At 61.5% G+C, this 19,567-nt stretch carries 19 protein-coding genes; 13 read left to right on the plus strand and 6 right to left on the minus strand.

What is annotated here, in order from left to right; genetic code table 11:
• Positions 1-20: 20 nt before the first annotated feature.
• Together FX982_RS08495 and FX982_RS08500 are read right to left on the minus strand one after the other, a co-directional pair.
• Positions 21-344, minus strand: coding sequence for a cell division protein ZapA (locus tag FX982_RS08495; protein ID WP_172610325.1), 324 nt, complete (start codon positions 342-344; stop codon positions 21-23).
• On the minus strand, positions 341-550 hold the full coding sequence (locus tag FX982_RS08500; protein WP_037016503.1) for a TIGR02449 family protein: 210 nt from the start codon (positions 548-550) through the stop codon (positions 341-343). Before FX982_RS08500 ends, FX982_RS08495 begins: the two co-directional genes overlap by 4 nt.
• Positions 551-699: 149 nt before the next feature.
• Between FX982_RS08500 and FX982_RS08505 the strand changes: the two genes are divergently transcribed.
• The 8 genes from FX982_RS08505 to gcvH all read left to right on the plus strand — a co-directional run bounded on the left by FX982_RS08505 (position 700) and on the right by gcvH (position 9,910).
• On the plus strand, positions 700-1,257 hold the full coding sequence (locus FX982_RS08505; RefSeq protein ID WP_172610326.1) for a YecA family protein: 558 nt from the start codon (positions 700-702) through the stop codon (positions 1,255-1,257).
• A gap of 81 nt (positions 1,258-1,338) precedes the next feature.
• Entirely contained in the window at positions 1,339-2,673 is a 1,335-nt protein-coding gene (gene pepP, locus FX982_RS08510; RefSeq protein ID WP_172613007.1) for a Xaa-Pro aminopeptidase, read from the plus strand.
• Complete coding sequence (gene ubiH, locus FX982_RS08515; RefSeq protein ID WP_172610327.1) at positions 2,670-3,857, plus strand: 2-octaprenyl-6-methoxyphenyl hydroxylase; 1,188 nt, start codon at positions 2,670-2,672, stop codon at positions 3,855-3,857. The genes pepP and ubiH overlap by 4 nt, the downstream gene beginning before the upstream one ends.
• A 49-nt stretch (positions 3,858-3,906) precedes the next feature.
• A complete protein-coding gene (locus tag FX982_RS08520; RefSeq protein WP_172610328.1) occupies positions 3,907-5,127 on the plus strand; it encodes a 2-octaprenyl-3-methyl-6-methoxy-1,4-benzoquinol hydroxylase in 1,221 nt (406 codons plus the stop codon).
• A 278-nt stretch (positions 5,128-5,405) separates the two neighbouring features.
• Positions 5,406-6,407, plus strand: a complete 1,002-nt coding sequence (locus FX982_RS08525) for an extracellular solute-binding protein (RefSeq protein ID WP_172610329.1) — start codon at positions 5,406-5,408, stop codon at positions 6,405-6,407.
• A gap of 198 nt (positions 6,408-6,605) precedes the next feature.
• Positions 6,606-8,222 (plus strand): ABC transporter permease, encoded by a 1,617-nt coding sequence (locus FX982_RS08530; protein ID WP_172610330.1) that lies wholly within the window; start codon positions 6,606-6,608, stop codon positions 8,220-8,222.
• Between the two features lie 154 nt (positions 8,223-8,376).
• Positions 8,377-9,459 carry a glycine cleavage system aminomethyltransferase GcvT gene (gcvT, locus tag FX982_RS08535; protein WP_172610331.1) on the plus strand — a complete coding sequence of 361 codons (1,083 nt, stop codon included), beginning with the start codon at positions 8,377-8,379 and terminating at the stop codon, positions 9,457-9,459.
• 67 nt (positions 9,460-9,526) lie between these two features.
• On the plus strand, positions 9,527-9,910 hold the full coding sequence (gcvH, locus tag FX982_RS08540) for a glycine cleavage system protein GcvH (RefSeq protein WP_172610332.1): 384 nt from the start codon (positions 9,527-9,529) through the stop codon (positions 9,908-9,910).
• Positions 9,911-10,007: 97 nt separating this feature from the next.
• Here the strand turns inward: gcvH and FX982_RS08545 are convergent, their stop codons facing one another.
• Complete coding sequence (locus tag FX982_RS08545) at positions 10,008-10,325, minus strand: DUF2388 domain-containing protein (protein WP_065987516.1); 318 nt, start codon at positions 10,323-10,325, stop codon at positions 10,008-10,010.
• A 271-nt stretch (positions 10,326-10,596) separates the two neighbouring features.
• Between FX982_RS08545 and FX982_RS08550 the strand changes: the two genes are divergently transcribed.
• Both FX982_RS08550 and FX982_RS08555 read left to right on the plus strand, forming a co-directional pair.
• Complete coding sequence (locus tag FX982_RS08550) at positions 10,597-11,367, plus strand: glucose 1-dehydrogenase (protein ID WP_172610333.1); 771 nt, start codon at positions 10,597-10,599, stop codon at positions 11,365-11,367.
• A 14-nt stretch (positions 11,368-11,381) separates the two neighbouring features.
• Positions 11,382-12,431: an L-idonate 5-dehydrogenase gene (locus tag FX982_RS08555; RefSeq protein WP_172610334.1), complete on the plus strand. Its 1,050-nt coding sequence runs from the start codon at positions 11,382-11,384 to the stop codon at positions 12,429-12,431.
• On the opposite strand, the gene FX982_RS08560 is transcribed toward FX982_RS08555, so the two are convergent.
• Positions 12,432-14,216 carry a GspE/PulE family protein gene (locus FX982_RS08560; protein WP_122534079.1) on the minus strand — a complete coding sequence of 595 codons (1,785 nt, stop codon included), beginning with the start codon at positions 14,214-14,216 and terminating at the stop codon, positions 12,432-12,434. It abuts the gene before it with no gap.
• A gap of 112 nt (positions 14,217-14,328) precedes the next feature.
• Positions 14,329-14,676, minus strand: a complete 348-nt coding sequence (locus FX982_RS08565) for a hypothetical protein (RefSeq protein ID WP_172610335.1) — start codon at positions 14,674-14,676, stop codon at positions 14,329-14,331.
• A gap of 148 nt (positions 14,677-14,824) precedes the next feature.
• Between FX982_RS08565 and FX982_RS08570 the strand changes: the two genes are divergently transcribed.
• The gene (locus FX982_RS08570) at positions 14,825-15,295 is read left to right on the plus strand and encodes an Lrp/AsnC family transcriptional regulator (RefSeq protein ID WP_172610336.1); all 471 of its coding nucleotides are present in this window, start codon (positions 14,825-14,827) and stop codon (positions 15,293-15,295) included.
• A 138-nt stretch (positions 15,296-15,433) separates the two neighbouring features.
• Here the strand turns inward: FX982_RS08570 and FX982_RS08575 are convergent, their stop codons facing one another.
• Positions 15,434-16,801, minus strand: coding sequence for a CYTH domain-containing protein (locus tag FX982_RS08575; RefSeq protein ID WP_122623491.1), 1,368 nt, complete (start codon positions 16,799-16,801; stop codon positions 15,434-15,436).
• 166 nt (positions 16,802-16,967) lie between these two features.
• Between FX982_RS08575 and argE the strand changes: the two genes are divergently transcribed.
• Together argE and argA are read left to right on the plus strand one after the other, a co-directional pair.
• Entirely contained in the window at positions 16,968-18,116 is a 1,149-nt protein-coding gene (argE, locus tag FX982_RS08580; protein ID WP_172610337.1) for an acetylornithine deacetylase, read from the plus strand.
• Between the two features lie 149 nt (positions 18,117-18,265).
• Entirely contained in the window at positions 18,266-19,564 is a 1,299-nt protein-coding gene (gene argA / locus FX982_RS08585; RefSeq protein WP_122534074.1) for an amino-acid N-acetyltransferase, read from the plus strand.
• Positions 19,565-19,567 lie beyond the last annotated feature (3 nt).

The raw sequence follows: 19,567 nt of genomic DNA on the forward strand, positions 1-19,567 counted from the left end.
ACCGAATCATGTCCGAACAATCAGCCTTGTGCTTTATCCGAATCCGTGGCAAGGACCAGGTCAACACGGTCCAGCAAATCGCGAACCTGCTCGCTATTGGCGCTATTGGCCTGGGCCTTTGCCGTTGGCAGTTCCTGTTTGTGCAGAAGGTCATGGGTAATGTTCAGCGCGGCCATCACCGCAATACGGTCGGCGCCGATGACTTTACCGCTGCTGCGGATCTCGCGCATTTTGCCGTCCAGGTAACGCGCGGCGCTGACCAGATTGGTGCGCTCCTCTTGCGGACAGATGATCGAATATTCTTTGTCGAGGATTTGCACGGTGATGCTGTTGCCATTACTCATGAGTCTTGCTCCAGGGCCTTGAGGCGCGAAATCATGGACTCGACCTTTTGCCGGGCGATTTCGTTTTTTTCAATGAGTTGAGCGCGTTCCTCGCGCCAGGATTTTTCCTGAGCTAATAGGAGTCCGTTTTGACTTTTTAGTTGCTCGACACGATTGATCAATAACTCCAGTCGAGCCATCAGCGCTTGCAGGTCATTGTCTTCCATTGTTTTCCACTGATTACTTTCAGATGAGTGGTGCAGGCGCTGGCGTCTGGATTCGCCCCGGGCATCGCCTGATAGCTTGGGCGCGTCTGCCGGTGCTACGATACAAGGCCTTCATTCTAGACATTGCGCCGCTTGGCGCCTAGTTGCCCATGCCTATTCAGAATTCCCCGTACAACGGCTTCGCCACCCTGCTCACCAGCAGTGGTCATCACGTATCTCCTGCCGAATTGCACGGCCTTTTGCTGGGGCGCAGTTGCGCCGGCGCAGGCTTCGATGCAGAGGAGTGGCTGGCCGACGCTCATCTGCTGCTGGAAACAGAGCCTGACGACAAAGTGCGCCAGGCGCTGATCGGCCTGCAGGCAATGGTCAAAAGCGAACTGACCGGCGACGACATGACCGTCGTGTTGCTGTTGCCTGGCGATGATGAGCCTCTGGCTGCCCGCACTGCCGCCATGGCCCAGTGGTGCCAGGGTTTCCTCAGCGGCTTTGCCCGGGTGGGTGGTCAGTCACTGAGCGATGACGCCAGGGACGTGCTGCAAGACTTGGCCGCCATCGCTCAGGTTCATGACGCGCTGGACGAGTCCGAAGACGGCGAGAGCGACTACATGGAAGTCATGGAGTACCTGCGCGTTGCGCCGTTGCTGCTGTTCACAGAGTTCAACCAGAAATCCGACGCTGAAGACGAAGCCAAGCCCTCTTTGCACTGACAGCGCGTCAATGCTGCATCGGCCACGCCGCCCATGCGCGGCGGTGGCCGACGCGCACCACCCGGAGAACCGCACTTGCCCATGATTCATATCCCGAAAGCCGAATATGCCCGCCGCCGCAAGGCGTTGATGGAGCAGATGGAGCCCAACAGCATCGCCATTCTGCCAGCGGCGGCTGTGGCCATTCGGAACCGGGACGTTGAACATGTGTATCGCCAGGACAGCGACTTTCAGTACCTGAGTGGCTTCCCCGAACCTGAGGCGGTGATCGTGCTGATCCCCGGCCGCGAGTACGGTGAGTACGTCCTGTTCTGTCGCGAGCGCAACCCCGAGCGCGAGCTGTGGGACGGCCTGCGCGCAGGCCAAGACGGCGCGGTGCGCGAGTACGGCGCCGACGATGCCTTCCCGATCACCGACATCGACGACATCCTGCCCGGCCTCATTGAGGGTCGCGACCGGGTGTATTCGTCCATGGGCAGCAACCCCGAATTCGACCGGCATGTGATGGAGTGGATCAACGTCATCCGTTCCAAAGCGCATCTGGGCGCGCAGCCGCCGAAAGAGTTCGTTGCGCTGGATCACCTGCTGCACGACATACGCCTGTATAAATCGGCGGCCGAAGTGAAAGTGATGCGCGAGGCGGCACAGATCTCGGCCCGAGCCCACGTGCGGGCGATGCAGGCCAGTCGCGCGGGGCTCTACGAGTTCAGCCTGGAAGCGGAACTTGATTACGAATTCCGCAAGGGGGGCGCGAAGATGCCGGCCTATGGCTCGATCGTTGCCTCGGGGCGCAACGCCTGCATCCTGCATTATCAGGAGAACGATGCGCTGCTCAGAGACGGCGATCTGGTGCTGATCGATGCCGGTTGCGAGATCGACTGCTACGCCAGCGATATCACCCGTACCTTCCCGGTAAGCGGCAAATTCTCCGCCGAACAGAAAGCGATTTACGAGGTGGTGCTCAAGTCCCAGGAAGCAGCGTTTGCTGCGATCAAACCCGGCAATCACTGGAATCAGGCCCACGAGGCGACCGTTCGGGTCATCACCGAAGGCTTGGTTGAGCTTGGGCTGCTGCGAGGCGCGGTGGATGAACTGATTGCCGCCGAAGCGTACAAAGCCTTTTACATGCACCGCGCCGGACACTGGCTGGGCATGGACGTGCACGATGTCGGCGAATACAAGGTCGGCGGAGAATGGCGTGTGCTGGAGGCCGGGATGGCGCTGACGGTCGAGCCCGGTATTTATGTGTCCCCGGACAATCAGACCGTCGCTAAAAAATGGCGCGGGATTGGCGTGCGAATCGAGGATGACGTCGTGGTGACCAAAAAAGGCTGTGAAATCCTGACGGGCGATGTGCCGAAGACCGTGGCCGAGATCGAGGCGTTAATGGCCGCCGCACGAACGCAAGCCGCATGAGCCGCTTTAATCTGGCCATCGTCGGTGGCGGGCTGGTCGGCGCAAGCCTGGCTCTCGCCCTGCAAGCTGGAGCGAAGGCTCGGGGCTGGAAGATTGTCCTGATCGAGCCGTTTGCGCCCGGCGACACGTACCAGCCCAGCTACGACGCCCGCTCTTCAGCGCTGTCGTTCGGCGCGCGGCAGATCTACGAGCGCCTGGGCCTGTGGCAGCAGATCAGCCACCGCGCCGAGCCCATCCTCAAAATTCACGTTTCAGACAAAGGCCGGTTTGGCGCAGCGCACCTGTCTTCGATGGAGGAAGGCGTTCCGGCCCTGGGCTATGTGGTTGAAAACGCCTGGCTGGGCCAATGCCTGTGGCAGGCGCTGGACAAGGACGTGATCAGTTGGCGTGTGCCGGCCGAGGTCACGCACATGCAGGCGCTGCCCGATGGCTACCAACTCACGCTCAACGACGAAACTCTGCTCACCTGCGACCTCGCGGTGCTGGCCGACGGTGGCCGTTCCAGCCTGCGCGAGCAGTTGGGGATTGCCGTGCGACACACGCCGTACGATCAGAGCGCGCTGATTGCCAACGTCACGCCGGGCGCTGCCCATGGTGGTGAGGCCTTCGAGCGGTTTACCGAAAATGGCCCCATGGCGTTGCTGCCGCTTCCGGATAACCGCTGCGCACTGGTCTGGACGCGCACCGGCGATGACGTTCAGCGGCTGATGGCGCTGGACGACCGAAGCTTTCTCAAAGAACTGCAGGGCGTCTTCGGCTACCGTCTGGGCGCGCTGAAGCAAGTGGGTGCGCGCCACAGCTATCCGCTGGCGTTGATCGAGGCCGAAGAGCAGATCCGCTCCCACCTGGTGGTGCTCGGCAACGCTGCCCACAGTCTGCATCCGATTGCGGGGCAGGGCTTCAACCTGTCCTTGCGTGATGCTGCCTCCCTGGCCGAGGCACTGCTGGCCAGTGACGCGCCGTTGGGCGAGCTGTCGACGTTGCAGGCCTACCGCGAGCGTCAGCGGGTTGATCAAAAACTGACCGTCGGCTTTTCGGATCAAGTCACCCGGCTGTTCAGCAGTCAGCAGTCCCTCGTCACAGCGGGCCGCAACCTGGGCCTTCTGGGCCTGGATCTGCTGCCTTCCGCCAAGAGCTGGTTTGCCCGTCAGGCCATGGGCCTGGGAACGCGAAGCGATGTCTGAACACTCCATTCATTCGTGGCCTTCGCCACAACCGAGAACGATTTAAAGCATGGAAACGCGCGCAGATCTGCTAATTGTCGGGGCCGGAATGGTGGGGAGCGCGCTGGCGCTGGCGCTGCGAGACAGTGGGCTGAACATCCTCGTGGTGGATGGCGGTCCCCTGACGGTCAAACCGTTCGTGGCTGATGCCCCATTTGAAGCCCGGGTCAGCGCACTGTCCATCGCCAGTCAGCGCATTCTCGAGCGGCTCGGCGTCTGGGACGGCATTGTTGCGCGGCGGGTCAGCCCCTACAGCGACATGCACGTGTGGGATGGCAGCGGCACAGGCAAGGTGCATTTTTCTGCCTCAAGCGTTCACGCTGAGGTGCTTGGGCACATCGTCGAAAACCGCGTGGTGCAGGATGCGCTGGTCGAACATCTGCATGACAGCGACATCGGCTTGTTGGCCGATGCACGTCTGGAGCAGATGCGCCACTCCGGCGATGACTGGCTTCTGACCCTGTCCGACGGCCGCACATTGCGCGCGCCGCTGGTGGTCGCGGCCGATGGCGCCAACTCGACTGTGCGGCGCATGACCGGCACCGCAACGCGGGAATGGGACTACCTGCATCACGCCATTGTGACGAGCGTGCGCACGGCGGATTCCCACCGCAAAACCGCGTGGCAGCGCTTTACAGACGACGGCCCGCTGGCCTTTTTGCCGCTGGATCGAGAGGGTGAGCATTGGTGCTCCATCGTCTGGTCGGTGACACCGGAGCAATCCGAGCGGTTGATGAAGCTTGATGACGAACGCTTCTGCCGTGAGCTGGAGAATGCGTTCGAAGGCTGTCTCGGGCAGGTGATATCGGCTGATTCGCGGGTTTGCGTCCCGCTGCGTCAACGCCATGCCAAGCGCTACGTGGCGCCAGGCCTTGCGTTGATCGGCGATGCCGCCCACACCATCCATCCATTGGCAGGGCAGGGCGTCAACCTGGGTTTTCTCGACGCAGCAGTGCTCGCCGAAGTGCTGCGCGATGCGGTCGAGCGCGGGGAACGGCTGGCTGATGAACGTGTGTTGAGCCGTTACGAGCGTCGGCGCATGCCGCATAACCTGGCGTTGATGGCGGCGATGGAGGGCTTCGAGCGGCTGTTCCAGGCCGACGCACTGCCAGTTCGCCTGTTGCGCAACGCCGGGTTGAAGATGGTCGATCGTTCGGCAGAAGCCAAAGCGTTGTTCGTTCGCCAGGCCTTGGGGCTGACCGGGGATTTGCCGACGCTGGCACGGCTCTGACAACACAGCACTGTCTGTACGCGCGCTTCACCGTGGGACCGGCTTTAGCCGGGAAAGCGCCACTCGTTACGCCGGGACTCTGATGGCGTTCAAGCTGGCCTTTTCCTGACTCAAACCGGTCCCACTAAAACTGCGCGCGGTCAGTGGTTCTGAACGTGGCACTGCGGGCACTCCGCAACATCCGGTAACGGCTCAATCCTGACTTCGGTTGAGAAGGTAGATGCGATTCACTACCATTTCGCCTCGTTTTTCCCCTCTCTCGAATCAGGAGAACCTGCATGCAGGCGAGCAAGCGTCTTTTGGCTGCCCTGGCATTAACCATGCTCGGCAGCACCGCCCAGGCCGCAGATGAAGTGGTGGTGTATTCCTCCCGAATCGATGAGCTGATCAAACCGGTGTTCGACGCCTATACCGCCAAAACCGGCGTGAAGGTCAAGTTCATCACCGACAAGGAAGCGCCGCTGATGCAGCGCATCAAGGCCGAGGGCCAAAACGCAACGGCTGACCTGCTGCTCACCGTCGACGCAGGTAACCTTTGGCAAGCTGAACAGATGGGCATCCTGCAGCCGTTCACCTCGCCGGTCATCGATGCCAACATTCCCTCGCAATACCGTTCTTCCACCCACAGCTGGACCGGCCTGAGCCTGCGCGCCCGGACCATTGCCTACTCCACCGACCGCGTCAAACCTGAAGAACTCACCACCTACGAAGCGTTGGCCGACAAACAGTGGGAAGGGCGTCTGTGCATGCGTACAGCCAAAAAGGTCTATAACCAGTCGCTGACCGCCACGCTGATCGAAACCCATGGTGCCGAGGCGTCTGAAAAGATCCTAAAGGGCTGGGTGAATAACTTGTCGACCGACGTGTTTTCCGATGACATCGCGGTGCTGGAAGCCATCAATGCCGGACAATGCGACGTCGGCATCGTCAACACCTACTATTACGGTCGCTTGCACAAGGACAATCCGGACCTCGCTGTGCGCCTGTTCTGGCCCAATCAGTCGGACCGCGGCGTGCACGTCAACCTGTCCGGGATTGGCCTGACCAAGTACGCGCCCCATGCCGACGCCGCCAAAGCGTTGGTGGAATGGATGACAGGCCCCGAAGCCCAGACGATATTCGCCGGAACCAACCAGGAATTCCCCGCCAACCCCAAAGTCGCACCGTCTGAGGAAGTGGCAAGCTGGGGCGCGTTCAAGGCGGACACTGTCCCGGTTGAAGTGGCCGGTCGGCGGCAGGCCGAGGCAATCCGCATGATGGACCGTGCTGGCTGGAATTGATCTTTCGCGAAAGAAGCCCGAATTACGCCGGTTTTGCATGGTGAAGCTCTTGTGGGAGTGAGCTTGCTCACGAAGACGGCATTTTAATCGCTGGAGATCTAGCGGATGTGCCGGCCTCTTCGCGAGCAAGGTGGAGCGCCACCCCGGTCGCTCCCCCCGAGGGCTTCGTCAATCCGCACCTCTCCATGAGTAACCCCTTTGGCCCATTCCCTCCAGCGTCGCTGGTACCCCCTGGTTCTTACCATTGCCGCGCTGGTGCTGCTGCCATTGAGCGTATTGCTGTTCTCCTGGCAGACCATCGATCAGCAGATCTGGTCGCACCTCTGGGAAACCCAGATGCCAAGGTTGCTCGGCAACACCCTGACGCTGGTGCTTGGCGTGGGGCTGGGCGTCACGGTGCTGGGAGTGAGTCTGGCGTGGCTGACGGCGCTGTGTGAGTTTCCGGGGCGGCGCTGGCTGGACTGGGCGCTGATGCTGCCGTTTGCCATCCCGGCGTATGTGCTGGCGTTCGTCTTTGTGGGTTTGCTGGATTTCGCAGGCCCTGTGCAAACGCTGTTGCGCGAGTGGTTCGGCTCCGGCCTGCGTCTGCCGCGAGTCCGCTCTACCGGCGGTGTGATCATCGTGCTGGTGCTGGTGTTTTACCCCTACGTGTATCTGTTGGCGCGCACGGCGTTTCTGGCCCAGGGCAAAGGCCTGATGGAGGCGGCACGTATTCTCGGTCAGTCGCCGTGGCAAGCGTTCTGGCGCGTAGCTCTGCCCATGGCGAGGCCGGCGATCGGTGCTGGTGTGGCGTTGGCGTTGATGGAAACCCTGGCCGATTTCGGCGCGGTGTCGGTGTTTAACTTCGACACTTTCACCACCGCGATCTACAAAACCTGGTACGGCTTCTTCAGTTTGTCGAGCGCGGCGCAACTGGCGAGCCTGCTGCTGCTGGCCGTCATGGTCCTGCTGTACGGCGAGCATCGCGCGCGCGGGGCGAGCCGGCCCAGCAACGAGCGCCCGAGGGTCAAGGCGCTGTATCACCTGCATGGCCTGAAAGCCATCGCCGCCAGCACATGGTGTGGGCTGGTGTTCGCCTGCGCGTTTGTGGTGCCACTGCTGCAGTTGATTGTCTGGGTCTGGCAACGCGGGCGTTTCGACCTCGACGAGCGCTACGCCGGGTTGATCCTGCACACGCTTTACTTGGGCGGTATCGCTGCGCTGGTCACGGTGTGCGTCGCGATGATCCTCGTGTTTGCCCGGCGTCTCGCCCCCACACGCGCCATTCGCGCGGGCGTCAGCGTCGCCAACATTGGTTACGCGCTGCCCGGCTCGGTGCTGGCGGTGTCGATCATGTTGGCGTTCAGTTATCTGGACCGGGAACTGGTCGTGCCGTTATCCAGCTGGCTGGGCGGCGCTGGCCGGCCATTGCTGCTGGGCAGCCTGGGGGCGCTCGTGCTTGCGTACCTGGTGCGCTTCATTGCGGTCGCGTACGGGCCGCTCGAGAACAGCCTGTCGCGCATTCGTCCGTCACTGCCCGAAGCCGCGCGCAGTCTGGGGGTCAGCGGGCCACGATTGTTTTTCAGGATTTATCTGCCGCTGCTCATACCCGGCACGCTGAGCGCTGCGCTGCTGGTCTTCGTCGATGTCCTCAAGGAAATGCCCGCCACGCTGCTCATGCGGCCGTTTGGCTGGGACACGCTGGCCGTGCGCATCTTCGAAATGACCAGCGAAGGTGAGTGGTCGCGTGCGGCTTTGCCTGCGCTGACGCTGGTGCTGGTCGGGCTGCTGCCGGTCATCGGTCTGATTAGACGTTCGGCCAGGCCGATTGGTTAGGTGCGGGGTCCTAACCTTGCGGCTACAATGCGCCGCAATCGACTCGGTCTGTCAGACAATTCCTCAAATTAGCAAAGGTGTCAGACCCCAATTCACGGGGGATCTGCGGGATTGCCAGTGACCGCGTCTTCGCCACGCCCGGAAGGAGAAACCCATGGGACAGCGTACGCCCCTCTTTGACCTACACCTCGCGCTTGGCGCGAAGCTGGTTGATTTTGGTGGTTGGGACATGCCCTTGCACTACGGATCGCAGGTCGAGGAGCACCATCAGGTGCGCCGGGATTGCGGGATTTTCGACGTGTCCCACATGCATGTGCTCGACGTATCTGGCAGCCAGGCCAAGCTTTGGCTGCAACATCTGCTGGCCAACGACGTCGGCAGGTTGCAACAGACCGGGCAGGCGCTCTACAGCGCGATGCTGGACACTCAGGGCGGTATCGTCGACGACATGATCGTCTACCTGACCGACGAGGGTTATCGCCTGGTGGTCAACGCAGCCACCGGCGATAAGGATCTGGCCTGGATGAACGCCAACGTTGCCGGCTACGACGTGCGCGTCAAACACCGCTCGGAACTGGCGATGCTTGCCATTCAGGGGCCAAACGCCCGGCAGAAGATCGGCGAACTGGTTAATCAGGAACGCACTGCGCTTATCCACACCCTCAGGCCCTTCGAAGGCCAGCAAGAGGGCGACTGGTTCATTGCCCGCACAGGTTATACCGGTGAAGACGGCCTGGAGATCATCCTGCCCGCCACCGAAGCCTGCAGTTTTTTCAACGACATGGTCGGTGCCGGCATCTCGCCGATCGGTCTGGGCGCCCGCGATACGCTGCGGCTGGAAGCGGGCATGAATCTGTACGGTCAGGAAATCGACGAGCAGGTTTCGCCCCTGATCTCCAATATGGCCTGGACGGTCGCGTGGATACCTGAAGACCGTAAGTTCATCGGGCGCGCTGCACTCGAAGCAGAGCGAGCGCGAGGCATCGCCTCAAGGCTTGTAGGGCTGGTCCTGGAAGAGCGCGGCGTTTTGCGTGCTCATCAGGTCGTCCGAATAGCGGAAGTTGGCGAAGGAGAGATCACCAGTGGTAGTTTCTCTCCTACGCTAAGCAAGTCGATCGCGCTGGCGCGAGTGCCGATGGCTACCGCTGACCGTGCCGAGGTGGAAATCCGGGGCAAGTGGTACCCGGTCCGAGTGGTTCGACCCGCATTCGTGCGGCACGGCAAGGCCTTGATATAACCCTGATTTTGAAAGCCATCCCTGGCGGGTTTTTCCGCTGACCTGATGAAGTAGAGAGGATAAGAACATGAGCACTATTCCCGCCGAACTGCGTTTTGCCGAGAGCCACGAGTGGGCCAAGCAAGAGGGTGATCTGATCGTTGTCGGTATTTCCGATCATGCGCAGGAAGCGCTGGGTGACGTGGTGTTCGTCGAGCTGCCTGAGGTGGGTAAGGTTTTCGCGGCCCCAGGTGATCAGGCCGGTGTCGTCGAGTCGGTAAAGGCTGCCTCTGACATCTACTCGCCCGTGGCGGGCGAAGTCGTCGAAGTCAACGAGGCGCTGGCTGATGGCCCAGAGGCATTGAACGAGGCGCCATACGCGTCGTGGATCTTCAAGGTCAAGCCAGCCAATACCGAAGACCTGGGCAAGCTGCTCGACGCAGCGGGCTACAAGGCACTGATCGGCGAATAAGCCGGTCGGTCAGGCACAAAAAAGCCGCTCAAGTGAGCGGCTTTTTATTGGGAGCGAGATTGGCGTTATGCCGCCAACTCGTCACAACAGATCCGACTTATTGCTCGGCAACCAGATTCTTCGCCAGGATGGCGTTTGCCAGGTCCATGTCCGATGCCTTCAGGGCCGGATTGTCTTTGCGCACCTGATCCATGGCTGCTTCCAGGTATGGGCCGCGGATTTCGCCGTTGCTGGCGACGAAGCTGCCAGCGTCGTCTTGTGCGGCGACGATCAGCTTGTGGTGACGGAAGGTAAGGTAGGTGGAACCGGTTGTGGCACCAGACGACAGCACGTCCCGCAGAAAACCGTCAGCCATCGCTGAACCGACCGGCAGGGAAAGCAAAGCTAACGTGGCTACAGCAAGTTTGAGACGCATGAGAGGTACTCCGATGTTTGTTTGTTCTGAAACGATTTGATACGCCGTTCCCTGCTCTAGTTCCCCAGGCACAGGGCGTCATAGCGCGACGGCCTGCCAAGTCGGCTCGCGCCGGGAGTTGATCAACGTTCAGAGGGTCACGGTTGATGACGGTGGGAAGTCGATCGGGCAGAGTAAGGCGACTGCAATCTGCGCGGCTTCTGTGTTTGAGCGGAGGAACGGCTGGCGCAGCCCATCGAGATTCAAGCCGCAAAAACAATAGGAGGGCGTCATGGCTGTTCTGGAAAGTTTTCGTCTCGACGGCAGGGTGGCGCTGATCACCGGCTCCAGCGCAGGCATTGGTCTGGCGATTGCCCGGGGCCTGGCGGAAGCGGGCGCCACGGTCGTGCTCAACGGCCGAAATGCCGAGACGCTGCAATCGGCCGCCCAAGCCCTGATCGCGGAGGGTCATGCAGTTCACACGCAGAGTTTTGATGTGACGGACAGCAAGGCGGTCGCCGTTGCGGTTCAGGACATCGAAGAACGCGTCGGACCGCTGGAAATCCTGGTCAACAACGCCGGCATCCAACGGCGCGGGCCGCTGGCGGAGTTCGCCGAGGCGGACTGGCACGAGCTGATGCGCACCAACCTCGACAGCGCGTTCTTCGTCGGCCAGGCCGTCGCGCGCTGCATGATCCCCCGTGGACGCGGGCGCATCATCAACATCTGTTCCGTGCAAAGCGAGCTGGGCCGGCCGGGTATCGCGCCGTACACCGCGAGCAAAGGCGCGCTGAAGATGCTGACCAAGGGCATGGCGATCGACTGGGGCCCGTTCGGTCTCAACGTCAACGGAATCGGACCGGGATACTTCAAGACCGAGCTGAACGCTGCGCTGGTCGCCAATACCGAATTCAGCGACTGGCTGGTGCAGCGCACGCCGAGCCGTCGTTGGGGCGAAGTGTCGGAGCTGGCGGGCGCGGCGGTGTTTCTGGCCTCGGACGCAGCCAGCTTCGTCAATGGCCATATTCTTTACGTCGACGGTGCCATTACGGCATCGCTGTAACCCGGAGAACGAACATGCAAGCGATTGTCTGCCACGCCGCGAAAGACCTGCGTGTCGAGCCCGGCAACGAAGCACTGCCCCTGTCTGCCGGACAGTTGCGCGTACGCGTTGCTCGCGGCGGTATCTGCGGCTCGGATCTTCACTACTACCAGCACGGCGGATTCGGTGCCGTTCGGCTGAAAGAGCCGATGGTCCTTGGCCATGAAATTTCGGCAGTCATCGAGGAAGTCGGCGACGCCCAGAGCGCTTTCAGCGTCGGGCAACGGATTTCCGTGTCGCCGTCACGGCCGTGCGGAGACTGCAAATACTGTCACGAAGGCCTGCTCAACCATTGCCTGAACATGCGTTTTTACGGCAGCGCGATGCCGTTTCCGCACATTCAGGGCGCCTTCCGGGAGCACTTGGTGATCGAATCGAACCAGGCCCATGTGCTGGCGCCGACCGCGACGCTGGCTGAAGGCGCCCTGGCCGAGCCCCTGTCGGTCGGGCTTCACGCGATCCAGCGCGCCGGCGGCGTGTTCGGCAAGCGCGTCCTGGTGACCGGCTGCGGCCCGATAGGCAACTTGCTAATCGGCAGTCTGCGCGCGGCGGGTGCGTTGCAGATTATTGCCGCAGATCTGAGCGACAGCGCGTTGGCCTGCGCGCGCCGCATGGGTGCCAGCGAAACCCACAATCTGCGCGACGAGCCCGAAGCACTGGCGCGCTATACCGCCGACAAGGGTTATTTCGACGTGATGTTCGAGGCCTCCGGCAGTGCGCAAGCCCTGCGCGATGGCCTGACCTGCATGCGACCGCGTGGGGTTGTGGTGACAGTCGGGCTCGGTGGCGATGTGGCAATTCCGCTGAACCTAGTGGTGGGCAAGGAAATCGACCTGCGCGGTACCTTTCGCTTCCATCCCGAATTCGCCCAGGCGGTGGACTTGCTCAATCGCAAGGTGATCGACGTGACCCCGGTGATCTCCCACACCCTCGCGTTTCAGGACGCGGTCCAGGCGTTCGAGCTGGCCGGGGACAAGCAGCAAGCGATGAAAGTCGTGCTGGATTTCGGGGTGCCGGACCAGTAACTAACGCTGCTCGCTCTGCGGTGTCACGCGTAGCACCTCTTCAACCGTCGTCAGGCCCGCCGCGACCTTCTGTGCGCCGGACAAGCGCAGGCTGCGCATGCCGTCTTTGAAGCCCTGACGGCGCAACGCCGTCAGGTCCAGGTCCGCCGTGATCAGCGACTTCACGGCGTCCGACATCAGCATGATTTCGTACACCCCCGCACGCCCGCGATAGCCCGTGTCGCGGCACTCCGCGCAACCCACGGCCCGATGCGCGCCGGTGGGCACCGGCGCCTGCCATGGCCGCGTCAGGGTCTGCCAGTCCACCTCATCCATTTCGATCGGCGCCTTGCAGTGCGGGCACAGCGTACGCACCAGACGCTGCGCCATCACGCCGAGGATCGTTGCCTTGAGCAGATAATGCGGCACACCCAACTCCAGCAGACGGCTAATGGCGCTGGGCGCGTCGTTGGTGTGCAGCGTCGACAGCACCAAGTGACCGGTCAACGCCGCCTGAATCGCCATTTCTGCGGTTTCCAGGTCGCGAATCTCGCCGATCATGATGATGTCCGGGTCTTGCCGCATCAGCGCGCGCACGCCGCTGGCAAAGGTCAAATCAATGTTGTGCTGCACCTGCATCTGATTGAACGCAGGCTCAACCATCTCGATCGGGTCTTCGATGGTGCAGAGGTTCACCTCCGAAGTCGCCAGCATTTTCAGCGTCGTGTACAGCGTGGTGGTCTTGCCGGAACCTGTCGGGCCGGTCACCAGAATGATGCCGTTGGGCTGTCGGGTCATGCCCTCCCATCGACGCAAGTCATCGCCGGAGAATCCGAGCTGGTCGAAGTCCTTGAGCAGCACTTCCGGGTCAAAAATCCGCATGACCATCTTTTCGCCGAAGGCCGTGGGCAGCGTCGACAGCCGCAGCTCCACCTCGCCACCGTCAGGCGTTTTGGTCTTCACCCGGCCGTCCTGGGGCTTGCGCTTTTCGGCCACGTTCATCCGGCCCAGGCTTTTCAGGCGGCTGGTCACGGCCATCGCCACCTGGGGCGGGAATTGATAAACGTTGTGCAGCACGCCGTCGATGCGGAAGCGTACGGTACCGGCCTCGCGGCGGGGCTCGATGTGAATATCGCTCGCCCGCTGCTGATAGGCGTACTGGAACAGCCAGTCGACAATATTGACGATGTGCGCGTCGTTGGCGTCCGGCTCTTGATCGCTGGCGCCGAGCTTGAGCAACTGTTCAAAGTTGCCCATGTTGCTGATTTTCTGATCGCTGGCACTCGCGCCGCTGACCGATTTCGCCAGCCGGTAAAACTCGACGGCCAGTTTCTGTACGTCAACGGGATTGGCGACGACGCGCTTGATCGGCATCTTCAGCACGTGGGTGAGGTCGGCTTCCCACGCATTCACGTACGGTTGCGCGCTGGCGATGGTCACTGCGTCGCGATCAACGTCCACCGCAAGAATCTTGTGGCGTTGGGCGAAGGCGTAGGACATCAACGGGGTCACGGCGGCGACGTTGATCTTCAGCGGGTCAATGCGCAGATAGGGCTGGCCCGATTGCTCCGCCAGCCAGGCGGTCAGGGTTTCGAGGTCTAGTTTCTTGCCGGGCCGCTTGTGGTTGTCGAACTGCTGGGTGGCGATGAGTTCGAGCGGGTGGGCGTGGAGGTTCTGCGCGGCTCGGCGCAGCGTGAGCGCATATTCGGCGTTGTCCTGATCGAGGTATCCCTGCGCGACGAGGTCACGCAGTACTTCGTTCAGATCCAGCCAGCGGTCCTGAGATGATGAGGCGAGGACGGACATGCGGGCTCCTTGGTACGAGACGGCTTACTTCGGTGTTGAGCAAGAGTAGTCCCAAGCGTGCCAGTTGTAGCGCCCTGCCGGTAGCGAAGCGTTGCCAATATTTTCGGAGCACTCAACTGGCGGCGAGTGAGACGACCTCGGTTACGACGTGCAAATTGCCCATGGGTTCAAGTTCAACCGAGCAAACACTGACCAGATTGCGCATTTTTTCGCCAATCACCTGAGCGCGGTGCCACGTCATGCCGCCCACCTCGACATTCACCATCAGCATGCCGTCCTGCTGCAGCACGCTGACCTGTTGGGGGATCAGGTACTGCATCGCGAACAGGTTGAGCAGCCGGCAGAGCACGTCAGCCTCTGCCTCGGCGAGGATTTGGTAGCGCGACAGGCAATGAGCGTTGCCGACCGACCAGACGTCGTGGCGAAACGGAGCAGGGCTGACGGTTTCGAAATGTGGCATGGGATACCTCCTGACAATCTCGTCGTGGCAATGACGTTGAATGGCAGAAAGTTTTACACGTTGAAAAAGAAATTTCTGATCGAAGATGCGCTGTATTAGGCTGTATTGGACTTGTTTATGTGACAGAGCCTACTTTCAGGAATTGACTATGCAAACTGACCTGGATGCCTACGACCGGAAGATTCTCGCGCTGCTGCAGGAGGATGCGTCGCTGTCCAGCGCGCAAATCGCCGAGCAGGTGGGCCTGTCGCAATCGCCTTGCTGGCGCAGGATCCAGCGGCTCAAAGATGAGGGCGTTATCCGACGGCAGGTGACGCTGCTGGATCGCAAGAAGATCGGCTTGAATACGCAAATTTTTGCAGAGGTGAAACTCAACGCCCACGGTCGGTCCAACTTCACTGAATTCACCGAGGCAATCCGTAGTTTCCCGGAAGTGCTGGAGTGTTATGTGCTAATGGGGTCGGTGGACTTTTTGCTGCGTATCGTGACGCCGGACATCGAAGCGTACGAGCGATTCTTCTTCGAAAAGCTCTCGCTGGTGCCGGGGATTCAAGAGGTGAATTCGACCGTGGCGCTGTCGGAAATCAAATCGACGACGAGCTTGCCAATTGGCAGATAGGCCGCTTATCCCACGTATTTGGTAGGACCGTATACATCTAGTGGGACCGGCTTTAGCCGGGAAAGCGTCGGTGGCACACCATAAAGATAAGGGTGTACAACCCGGCCTCTTCCCGGCTAAAGCCGGTCCTACGCGTACTTACAACTTCAGCAATGTCTTCCACGCCCGGCTTTGCAGCACGGTGATGGTCTGCTGCATGCGGGCATCGAGGATTTCGTCGGTGATGTCCAGGTGCGCCAGTTGCTCGAGCTTGTTCAACTCGCCATACAAGCGGTCCAGCTCAGGCAGGTCGAGGGCCTGGCGGGCATAGTGCAGCCAGACCTGGATGCGCTCGATGCGTGGCAGTTGCTCGGCAAGGTCTTCCGGCTGCTGCTGGTAGCGCGGCAGGTTCAGCGCGGTCGCTTCATCGCCCAGGAAACGCGGTACCCAGCTGCTGAGCATCGCGTGGCCCTGACGATTGCCACGATTATTGCGCTCGACTGTCCAGCTGCGCGCCATCAACCAGCGTGAGGTGGTCAGTGAGAACAGGCCCCAGCGGGTGTCCTGCAACTCTTCGATGAACTGCTCATGGGCAGCGGCGCGTACGTCGCCATCTTCCTGGCCGGCGAGCACCAGCGTGCGCCAGTCTTCCAGCAAGGCGTCCAGCGCGGCGCGCAGGTCATGGGTCGTTGAGCGCGGAGCGGCTTGGCCCAGGCTGCCGGCCAGAGCGCGCAGTTCAGCGAGCACTTCGACCCACTCCTGCAACAGGCTCCAGTGACCATTGAAACGGTATTGCTCGGCCAGACGCTGGCTGCTGCCGAGCAGGAACCAGGCGATGGCGTTAAACGCGTCGTCTACCGAGAGTTCGCCATGCAGCTCGGGCGTCGGCAACTTGATCGAGTAGCTGCTGGCGTCGAACAGGCGATAGCCACGCTCGGCCTTGCTGATATCGCAGGGCATCAGCGGCAGCTTCTCGGCCAGCTCTGCGGCCAGTTCCAGCAGCGCGGCAGGGTCGCCTTCGCGCAACTCCAGTTCCAGCTCGCATATTTCTTCCTGCTGCTTGCCGGCGACAACCTTGCCCAGGTCCAGCGCTGCTTCGATCACCACCTTGGTCTTGCCACGGCCCCAAGCGATTTCCGCTTTCTCGCGGACGAAATCAGTGGTGAACACCGGCTTGATGGTTTTCTTGTCCAGATCCGCCAGTTGCTCGGGCCAGCATTCGCCGTCGAGCTTCTTTAGGTCCAGCTTGGCCTTGGGCACGTCCCAGTTGTATTCGTTGCGCTCGGACAGGCCCGCCACGCTCTGGCCGCGGGTCTTGAGGGTCTGAATGATTGCGTCGCCATCGCGGCGAAGGCGCAGCGCAACTTTGGCATGGGCCAGCTCACGCTCGGGAGTGTCGAAGTACTGATTGAACAGCTCCAACCGCTCCCAGCCACCCTTGTTGCGCTTCTTCAGCAACGGGTGCTCGCGCAGGGCTATGAGGGTTTCGCGGCTGACGCGGAGTTTGATTTCGGTTTCTTTCTGCATGGCCGGAGAATCCAAACGCTCTATCGCTGATAACAGGGGGCGCAGCCGGAATCGACACAGCTGCGTGGGCCGTGCAGTGTACAGGACATCAACCGTGACAGTTTATTCATGCGGGCCAATCGACCTATGATGGCTGGCGTGTCGCACCCCATCACCGGAGTCGCCTATGCCGTTGCCGTCCATGAAAGACCAGTTCGCCGCCCTGATCGCCGCGCCGTCTGTGAGCTGTACGCAGCTCGCGCTCGACCAGTCCAATCGCGCCGTCATTGACCTGCTGGCGGGCTGGCTGGGCGATCTGGGTTTCGCCTGCGACATCCAGCAGGTAAGCCCCGGCAAGTTCAATCTGCTGGCGACGTATGGAACTGGCCCCGGCGGGCTGGTGCTGGCGGGCCACAGCGATACCGTTCCTTACGACGATGCATTGTGGAAGACCGATCCGCTGAAGCTGACCGAAGTCGACGGCAACTGGGTAGGACTGGGCAGCTGCGACATGAAGGGCTTTTTCGCGCTGGCCATCGAGGCGCTTCAACCGCTGCTCGATCAGCCGTTCAAGCAGCCGCTGATCATTCTCGCCACCTGCGACGAAGAAAGCTCGATGGCCGGTGCCAAGGCATTGGCTGCGGCGGACGGTGTGCTGGGTCGCGCGGCGGTTATTGGCGAGCCGACGCGCCTCAAGCCGGTCCGCCTGCACAAGGGCGTGATGATGGAGCGCATCGAGATTCTCGGCCGCAGCGGTCACTCCTCTGACCCGAGCCTGGGGCGTAGCGCCCTTGAAGCCATGTACGACGCCATCGGCGAGCTTAAAGGCCTGCGCCGCCAATGGCAGGAGCAACACCGCAATCCGCAGTTCAGCGTGCCGCAACCGACCCTGAACTTCGGCTGCATCCATGGCGGCGACAACCCGAACCGGATCTGCGGGCAATGCTCGCTGGAGTTCGACCTGCGCCCGCTGCCGGGCATGGACCCTGAAGTGCTGCGCGCGGCGATTCGGCAGAAGCTGCAACCCGTTGCCGAACTCCATCAGGTGCAGATCGATTACGCGCCACTGTTTTCGGAAGTCTCACCGTTTGAAGAAAGCGCCGACGCGGAACTGGTGCGAATCGCCGAGCGTTTGACCGGTCATACGGCCGAAGCAGTGGCATTTGGCACCGAAGCGCCTTATCTTCAGCGCCTTGGTTGCGAAACCATCGTGATGGGGCCCGGGGACATTGCCTGCGCGCACCAGCCCGGTGAGTATCTTGAAATGTCACGTTTGCAGCCTACAGTGCGTCTGTTACGTCAATTGATCGAACATTACTGCCTGGCTACCCCTTGAGTGCACCCAGGTGCTGCATGAGGCAGGGCCTGTCTCAGAATCAACCGAAAAGGAGAGTACGCGTGTTGCGATGCCTGTTCCGACGATAAAGCTCATGCCGTCTTGAGTGTTTCCACCCTTCGTCCATCCACTACAGGCTCCTTTCGGATATGCCCGATTACGTTAATTGGCTCCGCCACGCGTCTCCCTACATCAATGCCCACCGGGATTGCACGTTCGTCGTCATGCTTCCAGGCGATGGCGTCGAGCACCCGAACTTCGGCAACATCGTCCACGACCTCGTGTTGCTGCACAGCCTCGGCGTGCGCCTCGTACTGGTTTACGGCTCCCGCCCGCAGATCGAAAGCCGCTTGCAGGCCCGTGGCCTGACGCCGCATTTTCATCACGACATGCGCGTGACCGATTTCGCCACCCTCGAATGCGTGATCGACGCCGTCGGCGCCCTGCGCATCGCCATCGAAGCGCGTTTGTCGATGGACATGGCCGCCTCGCCGATGCAGGGCTCGCGATTGCGCGTCACAGGCGGCAACTTCGTCACGGCGCGCCCGATCGGCGTCCTTGAGGGCGTCGATTTCCAACACACCGGTGAAGTACGCCGCATCGACCGCAAGGGCATCAGCCGGCTGCTCGACGAACGCTCCATCGTGTTGCTGTCACCGCTGGGGTATTCGCCCACTGGCGAGATTTTCAACCTTGCCTGCGAAGACGTTGCGACGCGTGCGGCGATTGATCTGGGGGCGGAAAAGCTGCTGTTGTTTGGCGCCGAGTCAGGCCTGCTGGACGAGCAGGGCCGATTGGTCCGTGAGCTGCGTCCACAACAGGTCCCCGCGCACCTTCAGCGGCTGGGCAGCAACTACCAGGCAGAGCTGCTGGATGCGGCGGCTCAGGCCTGTCGCGGTGGTGTGGCGCGCAGCCATATCGTCAGCTACGCCGAAGATGGCGCGCTGCTCTCGGAGCTGTTCACCCGCGCCGGTGGCGGCACACTGGTGGCCCAGGAGCAGTTCGAACTGGTGCGCGAAGCGTCGATTGGCGACGTTGGCGGGCTCATCGACCTCATCACGCCGCTTGAAGAGCAGGGCATCCTGGTGCGTCGTTCGCGGGAAGTGCTTGAGCGTGAAATCGAGCAGTTCAGCGTGGTTGAGCGCGAAGGCCTGATCATCGCCTGCGCGGCGCTGTACCCGATTGCCGATTCCGAGACGGGTGAGTTGGCCTGTTTGGCGGTTAACCCGGAATACCGTCACGGCGGGCGCGGCGACGAACTGCTCGAACGCATCGAAGAACGCGCCCGGGCGCTGGGTCTGAAAACCCTGTTCGTCCTCACCACGCGCACCGCCCACTGGTTCCAGGAGCGCGGTTTCGAGGCCAGCAGCGTTGATCGCCTGCCCAGCGCACGTGCGTCGCTCTACAACTACCAGCGTAATTCGAAGATTTTCGAGAAGGCGATCTAAGCG

This window comes from Pseudomonas graminis, assembly GCF_013201545.1.
GTDB lineage: Bacteria > Pseudomonadota > Gammaproteobacteria > Pseudomonadales > Pseudomonadaceae > Aquipseudomonas.

Excerpts from the sequence above, each read along its gene's own strand:
- FX982_RS08495 (WP_172610325.1), bottom strand. The coding sequence starts at position 344 with ATGAGTAATGGCAACAGCATCACCGTGCAAATCCTCGACAAAGAATAT.
- FX982_RS08500 (WP_037016503.1), bottom strand. The coding sequence starts at position 550 with ATGGAAGACAATGACCTGCAAGCGCTGATGGCTCGACTGGAGTTATTG.
- FX982_RS08505 (WP_172610326.1), top strand. The coding sequence starts at position 700 with ATGCCTATTCAGAATTCCCCGTACAACGGCTTCGCCACCCTGCTCACC.
- pepP (WP_172613007.1), top strand. The coding sequence starts at position 1,339 with ATGATTCATATCCCGAAAGCCGAATATGCCCGCCGCCGCAAGGCGTTG.
- ubiH (WP_172610327.1), top strand. The coding sequence starts at position 2,670 with ATGAGCCGCTTTAATCTGGCCATCGTCGGTGGCGGGCTGGTCGGCGCA.
- FX982_RS08520 (WP_172610328.1), top strand. The coding sequence starts at position 3,907 with ATGGAAACGCGCGCAGATCTGCTAATTGTCGGGGCCGGAATGGTGGGG.
- FX982_RS08525 (WP_172610329.1), top strand. The coding sequence starts at position 5,406 with ATGCAGGCGAGCAAGCGTCTTTTGGCTGCCCTGGCATTAACCATGCTC.
- gcvT (WP_172610331.1), top strand. The coding sequence starts at position 8,377 with ATGGGACAGCGTACGCCCCTCTTTGACCTACACCTCGCGCTTGGCGCG.
- gcvH (WP_172610332.1), top strand. The coding sequence starts at position 9,527 with ATGAGCACTATTCCCGCCGAACTGCGTTTTGCCGAGAGCCACGAGTGG.
- FX982_RS08545 (WP_065987516.1), bottom strand. The coding sequence starts at position 10,325 with ATGCGTCTCAAACTTGCTGTAGCCACGTTAGCTTTGCTTTCCCTGCCG.
- FX982_RS08550 (WP_172610333.1), top strand. The coding sequence starts at position 10,597 with ATGGCTGTTCTGGAAAGTTTTCGTCTCGACGGCAGGGTGGCGCTGATC.
- FX982_RS08555 (WP_172610334.1), top strand. The coding sequence starts at position 11,382 with ATGCAAGCGATTGTCTGCCACGCCGCGAAAGACCTGCGTGTCGAGCCC.
- FX982_RS08560 (WP_122534079.1), bottom strand. The coding sequence starts at position 14,216 with ATGTCCGTCCTCGCCTCATCATCTCAGGACCGCTGGCTGGATCTGAAC.
- FX982_RS08565 (WP_172610335.1), bottom strand. The coding sequence starts at position 14,676 with ATGCCACATTTCGAAACCGTCAGCCCTGCTCCGTTTCGCCACGACGTC.
- FX982_RS08570 (WP_172610336.1), top strand. The coding sequence starts at position 14,825 with ATGCAAACTGACCTGGATGCCTACGACCGGAAGATTCTCGCGCTGCTG.
- FX982_RS08575 (WP_122623491.1), bottom strand. The coding sequence starts at position 16,801 with ATGCAGAAAGAAACCGAAATCAAACTCCGCGTCAGCCGCGAAACCCTC.
- argE (WP_172610337.1), top strand. The coding sequence starts at position 16,968 with ATGCCGTTGCCGTCCATGAAAGACCAGTTCGCCGCCCTGATCGCCGCG.
- argA (WP_122534074.1), top strand. The coding sequence starts at position 18,266 with ATGCCCGATTACGTTAATTGGCTCCGCCACGCGTCTCCCTACATCAAT.